This is a genomic window from Mariniflexile sp. HMF6888 (genome assembly GCF_044335535.1).
GTDB lineage: Bacteria > Bacteroidota > Bacteroidia > Flavobacteriales > Flavobacteriaceae > Mariniflexile.
In genome coordinates this window covers 470,430-485,051 of sequence record NZ_JBIQVZ010000001.1, presented here as the reverse complement: position 1 = coordinate 485,051, position 14,622 = coordinate 470,430, and the positions used below count along the sequence as shown (strand labels likewise).

At 35.1% G+C, this 14,622-nt stretch carries 10 protein-coding genes; 8 read left to right on the top strand and 2 right to left on the bottom strand.

What is annotated here, in order from left to right; translation table 11 throughout:
- The first annotated feature begins 67 nt into the window (after positions 1-67).
- From mraY to ftsZ, 8 genes are all read left to right on the top strand, one after another.
- Positions 68-1,309 carry a phospho-N-acetylmuramoyl-pentapeptide-transferase gene (gene mraY, locus ACGLWY_RS02305; protein WP_396618057.1) on the top strand — a complete coding sequence of 414 codons (1,242 nt, stop codon included), beginning with the start codon at positions 68-70 and terminating at the stop codon, positions 1,307-1,309.
- A gap of 123 nt (positions 1,310-1,432) precedes the next feature.
- A complete protein-coding gene (gene murD / locus ACGLWY_RS02300) occupies positions 1,433-2,776 on the top strand; it encodes a UDP-N-acetylmuramoyl-L-alanine--D-glutamate ligase (protein WP_396618056.1) in 1,344 nt (447 codons plus the stop codon).
- A gap of 89 nt (positions 2,777-2,865) precedes the next feature.
- Positions 2,866-4,059: an FtsW/RodA/SpoVE family cell cycle protein gene (locus ACGLWY_RS02295; RefSeq protein WP_396618055.1), complete on the top strand. Its 1,194-nt coding sequence runs from the start codon at positions 2,866-2,868 to the stop codon at positions 4,057-4,059.
- A gap of 250 nt (positions 4,060-4,309) precedes the next feature.
- Positions 4,310-5,416, top strand: a complete 1,107-nt coding sequence (murG, locus tag ACGLWY_RS02290) for an undecaprenyldiphospho-muramoylpentapeptide beta-N-acetylglucosaminyltransferase (protein ID WP_396618054.1) — start codon at positions 4,310-4,312, stop codon at positions 5,414-5,416.
- The gene (gene murC, locus ACGLWY_RS02285; protein ID WP_396618053.1) at positions 5,413-6,765 is read left to right on the top strand and encodes a UDP-N-acetylmuramate--L-alanine ligase; all 1,353 of its coding nucleotides are present in this window, start codon (positions 5,413-5,415) and stop codon (positions 6,763-6,765) included. Before murG ends, murC begins: the two co-directional genes overlap by 4 nt.
- On the top strand, positions 6,755-7,474 hold the full coding sequence (locus ACGLWY_RS02280; protein ID WP_396618052.1) for a cell division protein FtsQ/DivIB: 720 nt from the start codon (positions 6,755-6,757) through the stop codon (positions 7,472-7,474). Before murC ends, ACGLWY_RS02280 begins: the two co-directional genes overlap by 11 nt.
- A gap of 3 nt (positions 7,475-7,477) precedes the next feature.
- Entirely contained in the window at positions 7,478-8,788 is a 1,311-nt protein-coding gene (gene ftsA / locus ACGLWY_RS02275) for a cell division protein FtsA (RefSeq protein ID WP_396618051.1), read from the top strand.
- A 63-nt stretch (positions 8,789-8,851) separates the two neighbouring features.
- Positions 8,852-10,849 (top strand): cell division protein FtsZ, encoded by a 1,998-nt coding sequence (gene ftsZ, locus ACGLWY_RS02270; RefSeq protein ID WP_396618050.1) that lies wholly within the window; start codon positions 8,852-8,854, stop codon positions 10,847-10,849.
- 214 nt (positions 10,850-11,063) lie between these two features.
- Here the strand turns inward: ftsZ and ACGLWY_RS02265 are convergent, their stop codons facing one another.
- Both ACGLWY_RS02265 and ACGLWY_RS02260 read right to left on the bottom strand, forming a co-directional pair.
- Positions 11,064-11,363: a hypothetical protein gene (locus ACGLWY_RS02265; RefSeq protein ID WP_396618049.1), complete on the bottom strand. Its 300-nt coding sequence runs from the start codon at positions 11,361-11,363 to the stop codon at positions 11,064-11,066.
- A gap of 434 nt (positions 11,364-11,797) precedes the next feature.
- On the bottom strand, positions 11,798-14,578 hold the full coding sequence (locus ACGLWY_RS02260; RefSeq protein ID WP_396618048.1) for a sugar-binding domain-containing protein: 2,781 nt from the start codon (positions 14,576-14,578) through the stop codon (positions 11,798-11,800).
- Positions 14,579-14,622: the final 44 nt, after the last annotated feature.

Here is a 14,622-nt window from a genome sequence, read left to right as displayed (position 1 = left end):
CTCAAGCGCAGTCGAGAGGTTTCATAGTAATAAATAATATAAATAATAATAAATAACCAATAACCAAATGCTGTATTACCTGTTTGATTATTTAGAAAAACAATTTCAATTTCCAGGAGCATCTCTTTTTGGGTTTTTCACCTTTAGGGCTGCCACAGCCATGATTTTGTCGTTGTTAATTTCTACTATTTACGGAAAGCGAATCATTCGTTTTTTACAAAAACAGCAGGTAGGCGAAACCATTAGGGATTTAGGTTTGACAGGGCAAAACGAAAAAGCAGGCACCCCAACAATGGGCGGAATTATTATTATTCTAGCAACGCTAATTCCGGTATTATTATTAGCAGAATTAGGCAATGTTTATATTGTTTTATTAATTATCACCACGCTTTGGATGGGGGTTATCGGGTTTATAGACGATTATATTAAAAAATTCAAAAAAGATAAAGAAGGATTAAAAGGACGTTTTAAAGTGCTTGGTCAAGTAGGTTTAGGGATTATTGTGGGTGCTACCTTATATTTTAATCCAAACGTAACGATCAAGGAGAAACTACCCGTTGAAGTACGTCAGCAAATGTTAATAGATGATCCTAATGTGTCTCCAGCTCAGCTTTTAAAAGCAGAAACAAAATCAACCAAAACAACCATTCCTTTTGTAAAAGGAAATGAATTTGATTATAAGAATATAATCACTTGGATAAGTCCTAAGTTGGAAAATTATGGGTGGGTTATATTCATAATAATTTCGATTTTCATCATTACAGCAGTTTCAAATGGAGCAAACCTAACCGATGGTATCGATGGATTGGCAGCAGGAACTTCCGCTATCATTGTACTTACCTTGGGCATTTTTGCATGGGTATCGGGTAATATTATTTTCTCAGATTATCTCAATATTATGTACATCCCAAGGATAGGAGAAATCACCATTTATATCGCTGCTTTTGTGGGTGCGCTTATTGGGTTTTTATGGTACAATACCTACCCAGCACAGGTGTTTATGGGGGATACAGGTAGTTTAACTATTGGTGGCATTATAGCGGTTATTGCTATTGCGGTGCGAAAAGAATGGCTGATTCCGGTGCTGTGTGGTATCTTTTTAGCAGAAAATTTATCGGTGGTTATGCAGGTAAGTTGGTTTAAATATACTAAGAAAAAACGTGGTGAAGGGCGACGTATTTTTAAAATGGCACCATTACATCATCATTATCAAAAAATTGGATATCATGAAAGTAAAATAGCGACTCGTTTTTGGATAGTAGGCATTTTGCTAGCCATCCTATCTATAGTGACATTGAAAATAAGATAAATGAATTTACGAATTATTTTTATGGTTATGTGGTTATAAGGTTATAAGGTTAAAAAGTTAAAAAGTTATAAAGTTATAAGGTTATGCGGTAAATCAAAAATCGTGAATCAAAAATCAAAAATCGTGAATCGTAAATTAGGAAGATTAGTCGTATTAGGAGGAGGAGAAAGTGGTGTAGGAACAGCACTTTTAGGAAAAGCAAAAGGTTACGACGTTTTTGTTTCCGATAAAGGAAAAATTAAAGATAAATATAAAGAAGTTCTTATACATAATGAGATTGAATGGGAAGATGAAAAGCATTCAGAAGAGAAAATACTGAATGCCGACATCGTAATGAAAAGTCCAGGAATTCCAGATAAAGCACCTTTGGTAAAACAAATTCGCGAACAAGGGATTTTAGTGGTTTCAGAAATTGAATTTGCATCAAGCTTTACAAAAGCGATCCTTGTTGGAATTACAGGCAGTAATGGCAAAACAACCACAGCAACTTTGACGCACCATATTTTAAAGCAAGAGTTGCAAGTGGGATTGGCGGGTAACATAGGCGACAGTTTTGCAAAACAAATTCTGGAAAAAGATTATCCAAACTATGTGTTAGAGATCAGTAGTTTTCAGTTAGATGATATTGTTGATTTTAAACCACACATAGCAGTAATTACAAACATTACGCCCGACCATTTGGATAGATACGATTATCAATTAGAAAATTATATCGCTTCAAAGTTTAGGATTGCTGAAAATCAAACAAAAGATGATTATTTGATTTACGATGCCGATGATGAAGTGCTAACAAATTGGTTAAAAAATCACCCAGTTCAATCAACATTATTGCCGTTTTCATTAACAAAAACTATTGAAAATGGCGCCTATTTAAAAGAGAGAAATATAATAATAACAATAAATAACACACAAATAATTATGCCAACATCAAGTCTTACTTTAGAAGGAAATCATAACGTTAAAAATGCGATGGCTGCTTCTACTGTGGCTCACTTATTAAAAATTAGAAAACAAACCATACGCGAAAGCCTTGAAAATTTTCAAGGAGTAGAACATCGTTTGGAACATGTGCTTAAAATTAATAAAGTGCAATACATAAACGATTCTAAAGCAACCAACGTAAATGCGACTTATTACGCATTAGAAAGTATGGATGCACCAACGGTTTGGATCGTTGGAGGAGTGGATAAAGGCAACAACTACGAAGAATTATTTCCATTTGTTAACGAAAAAGTGAAAGCTATTATTTGTTTAGGTGTTGATAATGAAAAGCTTATGAATGCTTTTGGAGGGATGGTTGATGTTATTGTAGAAACCCAGTCTATGAATGAAGCTGTTAAAATAGCTTATAAGCTAACCGAGGCAGGTGATAATGTATTATTATCTCCAGCATGCGCCAGTTTCGATTTATTTGAAAACTATGAAGATAGAGGGCGTCAATTTAAAGAGGCTGTAAGAAACTTGTAATAAATTATGCTTTTGTTATGCTGAGCTTGTCGAAGCATCTCATTATAAAAGAAATTAGAAATATAAAAAGTGCAAACAGAAATATAAAAGTGCAAACACTGTTTAATAACATAAAAGGCGATAGGTTAATTTGGGCAATAGTTGCGTTGTTGGCAATTGTGTCGTTCTTGCCGGTTTATAGTGCTGCTAGTAATTTGGCATATAAAAGTGTTGGCGGAAATACGTTTACCTTTTTTGTTAAGCATTTAGTGCATTTAGCATTAGGATTTGGGATTATGTATGGCGTTCATAAAATTCCGTACAGATATTTTAAAGGCTTGTCATTGATCATGATTCCTATTGTATTGGTTTTATTGGGAATTACGATGTTGCAAGGAACCACCATTGAGGGTGCAAGTGCTAGTAGATGGATTCAAATACCCATAGTAGGCGTGTCTTTTCAAACATCCACTTTGGCATCGGTGGTACTCATGATTTATGTGGCGAGGTACATGTCTAAAATAAAAGATAAAGCCATCACTTTTAAGAGCTCCATTTTACCACTTTGGGCACCTGTGTTTATGATTTTGGCATTAATACTGCCTTCAAATTTTTCAACCACAGCCATTATATTTTTAATGGTGTTGATATTGGTTTTTTTAGGAGGCTACCCCATGCGTTATATAGGAATTATACTGGGGTTAGGTTTAGTGGTGTTAGTGCTTTTTGTAATGGTTGCCAAATTAACGACGGGGCCATTAAGTGTTAAAGTTGAAACTTGGGAAAACAGAATTAAGAACTATTCAAACAACGAAGATACGGAAGCCGATTATCAAATAGAAAAAGCTAAAATAGCGATAGCCTCAGGGGATATTTTTGGTGTAGGTCCGGGTAAAAGTATTCAAAAAAACTTTTTACCACAATCATCATCCGATTTTATTTTCGCCATTATTATAGAAGAATATGGTATTGTAGGCGGTTTTTTTATAATGATACTTTATATGTGGTTGTTGTTTAGGGTTGTTATAGTAGCACAAAAAGCCGACACGGTTTTTGGTAAATTATTGGTGTTGGGTGTCGGGTTGCCCATTGTATTTCAGGCATTAATCAATATGGCGGTAGCAGTGGAATTATTTCCAGTAACAGGGCAAACATTGCCCTTAGTAAGTAGTGGAGGAACATCTATTTGGATGACCTGTTTAGCAATAGGAATCATATTAAGTGTTAGTTCTAAGAGGGAAGAAATAAAAGAACAGGAAACAAAGGAAGAAAACCCTTTGGAAATTCTTTCGGAAACGATATGAAAGAAGATAGAGGATAGAGAAGAGAAAATAGAGAAGAGAAAATAGAGGAATGAATGAAGACGGAAGAATGCAAACATGTCACATTAAGGTGTTTTTTATTCTAAAAAAGAGCAATATAAAATGACGTTTAGTTTGTCAGACTGAGCTTGTCGAAGTCCTAATTTAAAAACGTCATTGGTAGCATGTTGAAGTGTAAGCTGGAATTTAGAATTTATTTTTCTAAAGTTATAAAACAAATATTTGTGTATTAGTGGAAAAATCTAAAACATATAAAATCATATTATCGGGTGGGGGCACAGGCGGTCATATCTATCCTGCCATTGCTATTGCAAACGAGTTGAAGTTACGTTTTCCAGATGCTGAATTTTTGTTTGTTGGGGCAAAGGATAGGATGGAAATGGAAAAAGTGCCACAAGCGGGATACGAAATCAAAGGGCTTTGGATTTCTGGAATTCAGCGGCAGTTAACATGGAAGAACTTAAAGTTTCCTTTTAAGCTGATTAGTAGTCTTTGGAATGCTAGAAAAATAGTGAAGGCATTCAAACCAGATGTGGCGATTGGTACAGGGGGGTTTGCAAGCGGACCTTTGTTACAGATAGCTGCTGCCAATAAAATTCCATACTTAATACAAGAGCAAAATTCTTATCCTGGAATTACCAACAAAATGCTTGCTAAAAAAGCCCAAAAAATTTGTGTGGCTTATGATGGGCTGGACCGTTTCTTTCCAAAAGATAAAATCATAAAAACGGGAAATCCGGTTCGTAAAGGCTTATTGGATGTTGAAACAAAAACTGTTGAAGCCAAAAACTTTTTCGATTTAAAACACGGAAAATACACGCTTTTGGTTTTGGGTGGTAGTTTAGGTTCTAGACGTATAAACCAGTTAATTGAAAAAAAACTGGATTTTTTAGATACACAAAATGTACAAGTTATATGGCAATGTGGTAAGTTGTATTATAGTCAGTATAAAATTTATAACAACACGAATAATGTGCAGGTTTATGAATTTTTAAACAATATGGATTTTGCTTATGCTGCTGCCGATATTGTGATTTCAAGAGCAGGTGCGAGTTCTGTTTCAGAGCTTTGTATTGTTGGTAAGCCAGTCATTTTTGTGCCATCACCAAATGTTGCTGAAGATCATCAAACTAAAAATGCTATGGCGATTGTAGATAAAGATGCCGCTATGATCATTAAAGAAGAAGATTTAGAAGCAGATTTTGAAAATAAGTTTTCACAGCTTATTGCCTCGCCAGAGAAACAAAAGAAATTAGGAAGTAACATAAAGAAGTTAGCATTAGTAAATGCAACAAAACAAATAGCCGATGAGGTTGAAAAACTTTTAAAGAGTAAATGAATTTAAACACCAAACATAATGTTTATTTTATCGGCATTGGCGGTATTGGCATGAGTGCTTTGGCACGCTATTTTGTTGCCAACGGAAAAGTGGTTGCTGGTTATGATAAAACACCTTCTGATATTACCGATAGTTTAGGGGCTTTAGGTATTGAAATTCATTTTGAAGATGCGGTTAAGAACATTCCCCAAGCTTGTTTAAATATGGAAAACACGTTGGTTGTATATACGCCAGCAATTCCACAAGGCCATTTGGAATTAGAATATTTTAAAACCAATAATTTTCAGATATTAAAACGTTCCCAGATTTTAGGCTTAATAACCGAAAACACCTTTTGTTTAGCGGTTGCAGGAACGCATGGAAAAACGACAACTTCCAGTATTTTGGGGCACTTGTTAAATGAATGTGATGTGCCGTTGACTGCTTTTTTAGGTGGTATTTGCGAAAATTACAACTCCAATTTAATTATTAACGGTACCGAGGTTTCGGTGGTTGAAGCAGACGAATTCGATCGTTCATTTTTAACCTTATCACCAAATTTAGCCTGCATCACTTCTATGGATGCGGACCATTTGGATATTTATGGAGATGCTTCAGAGTTAATAAAATCATTCGAAGATTTTTCAAAAAAAATCAAGCCTAGCGGAAAATTATTTGTTAGGAATGGTTTGCCCATTCACGGCATTACTTACGGTATTGAAGATGACTCCGATTATTCGGTTCAAAACATAAAAATAGAAAACGGTAGCTATGTTTTTGATGTGAAAACACCGAAAACAGTACTTGAAAATATACAATTTAACCTACCTGGTAGACATAATCTGTCTAATGCACTAATAGCCTTGGCGATGGCTGTAGAATATGGTTGCCCTCACCAACAGCTCGCCAAAGCATTAGCGTCTTTTAAAGGTGTAAAGCGACGATTCACCTATCAAATTAAAACGGATAATTTCGTTTATATTGATGATTATGCACATCATCCGGAAGAGATTAATGCTGTGCACCAAGCAGTTCGGGAAATGTATCCTAATAAAAAAGTGTTGGCCATTTTTCAACCACATTTATTTAGTCGAACCCGCGATTTTATTGATGATTTCGCAAAAAGTTTGTCACAGTTTGATGAGGTTTTGTTGTTGGATATTTATCCAGCCAGGGAATTGCCAATAGAAGGGGTTACTTCGGCGTGGCTATTAAGCAAAATGACTAATGAAAACAAACAACTAGTTAGTAAAGCAGATTTGTTGCAAAAGATACACGAAAGCCATGCGCAGATTGTGCTGACCATTGGAGCAGGTGATATTGGGGAAGAAGTAAAACACATTAAAAAAGAATTTAGCCTTGAAAATTAACTGGAATTACATAAAGATGTTTGCTTTACTAGGTTTAGTAGCCTTTTTGTTTGCTTTTGCATCAGCAAGAAATTCTGCTAGAAAAATATCGAAACCTAATGTTGAGTTTATTGGAGAAAACAACCTGTTTATAACAAATGAGAATGTTAGTAAATTGTTAATACAAAATTTTAAAGGAGCTAAAAATATACCTAAAGAAACTTTAGATTTGAATGAGTTAGAAAATGCCCTGAAATCTAATCCAATGATAAAAACGGCAGAAGTGTATGTTACTGTAAATGGTACACTTAATGCTGAAGTTGAACAAAAAACGCCTATTGCAAGAGTAAGTACAAGTGCGTCTTATTATATAGATGATGACGGTTTTTATATGCCACTGTCTAATAATTATTCTGCTAGAGTGCCACTAGTTACTGGTTATGTTGAAAAAAGTAATTTAAAAAACATTTATAAAGTTGCAAGTAAAATTAACAAAGATGAGTTTTTAAAAAAGCATGTAATAGAAATTCATCAAGGCACAGACAAAGTTATTTATTTAAAACTGAGACAATGCCAATTTTTAGTGCAACTGGGAGATGTGACATTTTTAGATAAAAAAATTAATAACCTAAAAGCGTTTTATCAAAAAAACCTAAAAGATAAAACACTCGATAGTTATAGTAAAGTCAATTTGCAGTTTGATAACCAAGTAGTATGTACCAAAATATAAGCCATGGAGCATAATTTAGCAGTAGGATTAGACATAGGAACCACAAAAATTGTGGCTATGATTGGTCGTAAAAACGAGTACGGAAAAGTTGAAATTTTAGGCATTGGTAAATCTAAAAGCTTGGGAGTGCATCGTGGTGTGGTAAATAATATTACACAAACCATTCAATCCATACAGCAAGCGGTTCAAGAGGCAGAAGTGGCTTCCGATATAAAAATTGAAGGCGTAACAGTAGGTATTGCAGGCCAACATATACGTAGTTTGCAACACAGCGATTATATAACCAGAGCAAATTCTGAAACGGTTATTGATGAAGAAGATATTGACAAGTTAATAAACCAAGTGCATAAACTAGTAATGCTTCCGGGTGAAGAAATTATTCACGTATTGCCGCAAGAATATAAGGTAGATGGGCAAGGTGAAATTAAAGAACCTATCGGGATGTATGGCGGCCGTTTAGAAGCCAATTTCCATGTGGTAGTTGGGCAAGTATCGTCAATAAGGAACGTAGGTCGTTGTGTGCAAAGTTCAGGTTTAAATTTAGAAGGCATTACATTAGAACCTTTGGCATCGGCAAATGCCGTATTAAGTCAGGAAGAAAAAGAAGCAGGTGTCGCACTTATTGATATAGGAGGAGGTACAACCGATTTAGCCATTTTTAGAGATGGTATCATCCGTCATACTGCGGTCATTCCTTTCGGTGGAAACGTTATTACGGAAGACATTAAGGAAGGATGCTCTATTATAGAAAAACAGGCCGAATTATTAAAGATAAAATTTGGTTCTGCATGGCCAGGAGAAAATAAGGATAATGAAATAGTGTCCATTCCAGGTTTACGTGGCAGAGAACCAAAAGAGATAACCCTTAAAAATCTCTCTAAAATAATTCATGCACGTATTGTTGAAATCATTGAGCAGGTGTATGTGGAAATTAAAAACTATGGACACGAAGAACAAAAGAAAAAATTGATTGCCGGTATTGTTTTAACAGGTGGTGGTAGTCAATTAAAACATTTAAAGCAGTTAGTGGAGTATATAACTGGAATGGACACCAGAATTGGTTATCCTAACGAGCATTTGGCGGGTAATAGCGATGATGATGTTACAAGTCCGTTATACGCCACTGCCGTTGGTTTGGTTTTAGATGGTTTAAAACGCAACGAACGAAAAAAAATTGAACTGCAAGAGAAAAAGCAAGAGGCAGAAAATGAAAAGCCCATTGAAGAAATTAAAGAAAAGCCAGTAAAAGAACGTCGTTCTTTTCTAGACAAATTAACCGAGCGTGTTAAAGATTTTTTAGACAACGCAGAGTAATAGAAAAATATCCATAGAACAATAAGTAATAGTTAAAAGTATAATACCAGTAAAACAGAATTTATGAGCAGCAAAAAAGAATTCGAAAGTATTGCATTTGATTTACCAAAAAATCAATCAAATGTTATTAAGGTTATTGGTGTTGGCGGTGGCGGCAGTAATGCCATTAACCACATGTTCCAACAAGGCATTAAAGGAGTCGATTTTTACGTCTGTAATACAGATGCACAAGCGCTTCAAAATAGCGGTGTACCAAACAAGATTCAATTAGGGGTAAACTTGACCGAAGGGTTGGGCGCAGGAGCAAACCCACAAGTTGGAGAACAATCTGCGGTTGAAAGTTTCGAGGATATTTCAAATATGCTTGATACCAATACCAAAATGGTTTTCATAACAGCGGGTATGGGAGGTGGAACAGGCACTGGTGCAGCACCTATTATAGCTAAAATGGCTAAAGATTTAGATATCTTAACAGTAGGAATTGTAACCATGCCATTTCAGTTTGAAGGCAAAATGCGTATTGAGCAATCCCAAATAGGCATTGAGAAATTAAGAAATGTGGTGGATTCATTAATCGTAATAAATAATAACAAACTTCGTGAAGTATATGGTAATCTTGGTTTTAAAGCAGGATTCTCTAAAGCCGATGAGGTGCTATCTACAGCTGCTCGTGGTATAGCCGAAGTTATTACACATCACTACACACAAAATATCGATTTACGTGATGCTAAAACCGTATTAAGCAATAGTGGAACGGCTATAATGGGGTCTGCATTGGCGTCGGGAAAAAGCCGTGCACAAGACGCTATCCGTAAGGCTTTAGATTCGCCATTGTTAAATGATAATAAAATTACTGGAGCTAAAAATGTATTGCTGCTAATAGTTTCAGGAACCCACGAGATTACCATTGATGAAATAGGAGAAATAAACGATCACATTCAAAATGAAGCGGGTCATGGTGCCAATATCATTATGGGTGTTGGTGAAGATGAAAGTTTGGAAGAATCTATTGCTGTAACTATTATTGCTACAGGCTTTAACATCGAGCAACAAGACGAAATTTCCAATACGGAAACAAAAAAGGTTGTGCATTCATTGGTTAGTGAAGATTTAGATTTCAGCCCTAAAGAAAAAGAACCTGTAATTATCGCTCCCGTTATCGAGTTAAAAGAAAAGAAAGAACCCACAATTGTAAAACATACTTTAGATTTTGATATTGAGGAAGATGAGCCTGTTAAATCTGAAAAAACGATTGTAAACGAAGAAAAAGTTAGCAAACCTTCGGTTAACAACAATATAGACTTAATTCCAACTTCAGAACTTATAAAAAACATTCAAGTGGTTTATGAAGAGGTACGTGCAAACGTTCAAGAGGAGGATGATTTCATTATTAAACCGGTTACTAGAATGTCTAAAGCAGACAAAGACATTGCCGATATAGAAGTGGTTTCAGATTATATTGAAGAAGAAAAACAAATCACATTAACGTTTGATTTGCCTTTATCTTCCAACGACAAAGTTGAAAAAGAAGAAGACCAAATAACATCATTTCAGTTAGACGATGACGTTAAGAAAATTCAGGTAAATGATTATGTGGAGTTAATACCAGTTAACGAAACAACCGAAAAAGGTGATATGCGTTATGCTTTGGAAGATTACATTGAAGTTGAATCTTCAATGAACAAAAAGCAAGCAAAAACCAAAGAGATGGTAGAAGAATTAGACCAAGAGATCATATTCGAAAAGAAAGTGGTTAAAGAACCTGTTCGTGAAGAAAGCACGGATGATGATTTAGACCCGATGAACAGTCCTATTTCAGAATTGCTTAAAGAGCGCGCCGAAGAACGCAGGCGTAAAATGAAAGACTTTAACTATAAATTCAATAATGCCAAGATTGATGATATAGAAAGAGTGCCAGCTTACAAGCGTCAAGGTGTTAATTTAGATGACGCAAAACACTCTTCTGAAACAGATTTATCTAGATCTAGTGTTGGGTTTGATGATAATGATGAAATTCAAATAAGAAGCAATAATTCATTTTTACATGATAATGTAGATTAAAAGTATACTGACCTTACTTAGTTATGAACCCGAAAAAGTATCCCTCAACTTTTCGGGTTTTTTTATATAGCATATTGAGTAATAGTTGAACCCAGATTAACCACCAAAAGTATTTGAAGTATATGAGAAGTAAACCCAAACATGACACGCTAGAATTTAAGCAAAAAATAGTAGAATTAGGAATAAGACTATTATAAGTATATAGGATACCTTATTAAAAGTAATATATTGCATGAATAAATGATACAGCATCATTCAGATGATGGGTAGTGTAGCTACCGTTAACCGATCTGACCGGAATAGTGAAATACCCACTTCCTCTAATGCCTGTAGCAGCGGAAAGCGCTTGCTCTGTTCCGCCAATAACAGCAGCTAAACTGTATGAATGATCAGTACTGGTTGCATCAACATAATTTGAAACGTTAAGATTGGAAGCGATTAGTGTTGACCCACGATATAGGTTGTAGGTCGTATTCTGGGCGTATTCTGGGCGTATTCTGGGCGTATTTGTCACCGGGAATTCGTCAACTTATTAGCACTGAATTAGTATTGGTTCGCATGGCAATTAATCCTCTGTCAAGGTTTTCCATGTAACGCTGCCCGAAAAGTGAGTAACTCCAAAGCGTCATGATGCCAATTAAAGACAGGCTCACAAGCAATCTGTTCTCAAATAATTTTTTAACCCTGAATTGATGAATAAATGGGGTGTTTTTAACGGTAAGCTTCGTTTTTATAATTAGTTTAATTGGTTATTTTTTAAGCCGAAGCTTGGTTTTCATAGATGAAGTGATTTAAACTTTTTCAAATTGGCTACAAAAGCCTTATAAAGTATAATATTTTCAAGGTTTTACTTTTAGGGGATTATTTTATTCTAAAAAAGGGTCTATTGAATTTGGTTGAACCTGAAATTGTAATCATTTTTAGATAATATGATGCGTTCGTATTTTACTATAATAATTCTTCCAACTCTTCTGAAGTCAGTGTAAAATTAGGTTTAAAATCCTCAGAATTCATATAGTTAATTATAGATTGGTACAATTGAAGCGCTTCGGGTTTATCCAATATTTTGTTTAGCTGAGACATACAAACCATCAATTTTCCTTTGCCAACTTTAAATTCAAAAATCAATCCCAGTTTATGATTCCGTTCTAAGTTATCAATAACCTGTACTATGGGTTTATAATCTTTTGAAGTGATATCGAGTCGTAGTGAATTTGAAGCTTTAATTATGGAAAACCATTGCCAATTAGTATGAAAATCGGTTGGAAAAGAATTAAAGAGCTTATGTTCAGGATCCATTAATAGTCCTAAAGTTCCTGGAGATACAGGCTTGTTTACATATTCGCTAATGGTTTTAAACATGCCATAGTTCCAAAATTCGGGAGGGAAATGTCCTGGTAAACTGGTTGATTTTACATCTTCGGTTTTAGGAAATAGCAATACTTTAGCTCCCTGATTTAATTTGTTACGTATATTATTACTCAAATCCTCTGTAACTAAAATATCATCAGGGATTTGAATAGTTGTTTTCTCAGGATACACCCAAATAGGATGGGAATTGGAATATTTGGTGTTAACTATATAGGTGTAAAGGGTTAATTTCCCAGCTTCAGAAATACTTGTAAGACGGATGTTAATGCTTCCAACATCATTCAGTCCGCTTACAATCTTTAAACTTGAAAAATGACCTTGCTGAATCATGGTTCCATCTTGTTTTCTTAGTTCCCAATGCAGTGGGTGGCTAATGGTTGTGTTGGAATAATTTGCTACTTTAATTTTTGCTTGGAAGTTTTCTTTATTAACATAACAGTATTTTGGGAACTCAGGTAGTATGACTAAATCATTACATGATTGTTTCCAATCTTTCGGGGTAACGACATGTTTACTATCCATAAAGGCATCTAAAACACCAACAAGAGCAGTGCCTTGTCCAGGGAAATCCTGTAGATCCAATAGTTGAAATCCTGCCAATCCTTTTGTTCGTAGAGCAGCTTCCATTTCTGCTTTGTAGCAAAGTGCAGACCATGCTCCAGATGCTTTTTGAAACAGGCTATCCATTTCTTGCATTCCAGAATTTTTAAGACGATTCTTAAAAACTTCTAAATTCCAGGCTCGTAAAACACCTGTGTATTTGTGAATTTCTTTATAGTTTGGATATATTTGATATTGCCCTATTTCATGGCTGATAACAGGGATGTTTAATTGCGACACCGCATCATCGAAATTGATTTCGGTTGAAGGTTGTCGTGTATTCAATATGCCACCATCATTGGCGTCGGCAAAAGCATGGGTTAATCGGGTATGTCCTTGTATGGTGTTTCCGTTTATAGGAATACGTGCGCCCACAAAAAAATCGGTATAGTCTGTGGGTGGCATATATCCAATATTATTGTTGGAACCCATGGTGTAAAGTGGTCTAGAGTCAGATTTTTTAAAGGCGAGCATTATTTTTTCGACCTTGTCGTGTCCACCCCATATTTCGTTACCGGGTGAAAACATAACGAACGAGGGGTGATTTGCATAGGCTTTTAACATGGCAAGTCCTTCTTTTTTTAATTCTTGTGTAATAGTATCGGATTCCAAACCACCCCAGAATGGCAATTCGGCTTGAATATAGATGCCTTCTTGATCGGCAGCAGTAAAAGCAGCTTCTGGCGGACAATACGTATGAAAGCGATAATGGTTTATTCCATAAGATTTTGAAATTTTAAAAACGCGTAGCCAATCATCAATATTCATAGGTGTATATCCGGTTAACGGAAAAACGGCTGCTTCATGTTTCCCTCTTAAAAAGGTTGTGCGCCCATTTATCGCAAATTGTGTGCCCTTCGTTTCAAATTTTTGCATGCCAAAACCAACCATTTTAGCATCTTTGGTTTTTTCGTTGGATATGATTGCTTTTAACTGATACAGTGGTTGCTCGTATTCATCCCATAAGTCTGGTTTTTCATCAAATACATAAACTAGCTTTATTTTCGATTTATAATCGATGGTCGATTTGTGCGACTTTAGTTTTGTGGTTTTACCTTTATATGTCTTTTCAACAACAAGTTCAATATTAAATGTGCTATAGTTTAAAGGGTTTTCTATTTCCAATTCAACATCAAATTTATCTTCATCTACATGTGGGTACACTTGAAGGTTTGAAATATAGGTTTTAGGCGATGCTTCTAAGTATATGTCGCCAATGATACCATTCCAGTTGGTTTGTGTGTCATCTGAATAAATATGAACATTGCCATAAGGCGTTTGTTTCAAATCATTATTTATTTGAATGGTTATATAATGCTCACCAGGCGATAGATAATTAGAAACATTGAAAGTTTGAGCAGATTGAAGTAGTTTGGATTCTCCAACAAAATTACTGTCTATCCATATTTTTGATGCTTTGGTGCGTTCTAGAAAAAGTTGAATATGTTTATTATTGAAATTCTTGGGGACGACTACTTTTTTTCGATACCATGCGATTCCTTCGTATGTATACACCCTATTAAGGTGCATGGTGGTCGTGTCTTTATTGTGAATGCCTTTTTGATTGGTATCTGTAGTTCCAGGTAGTTTAACGACATCATTTAAATTATTATTAAACCATTGCTGTTCCATACCAATATTTAAGGGATCTAGGGAAAATTGCCATACGCCTTCAAGATTGAGACGTGCTCTATAATCTTCTTTATTAGAATGGCAAGACACACAAGCTATCAAAAAAATGAGATAAATATTCTTCATACTATTTTTTATGGCTAATAATTTTTTCAAAAAGCTTTCACTAT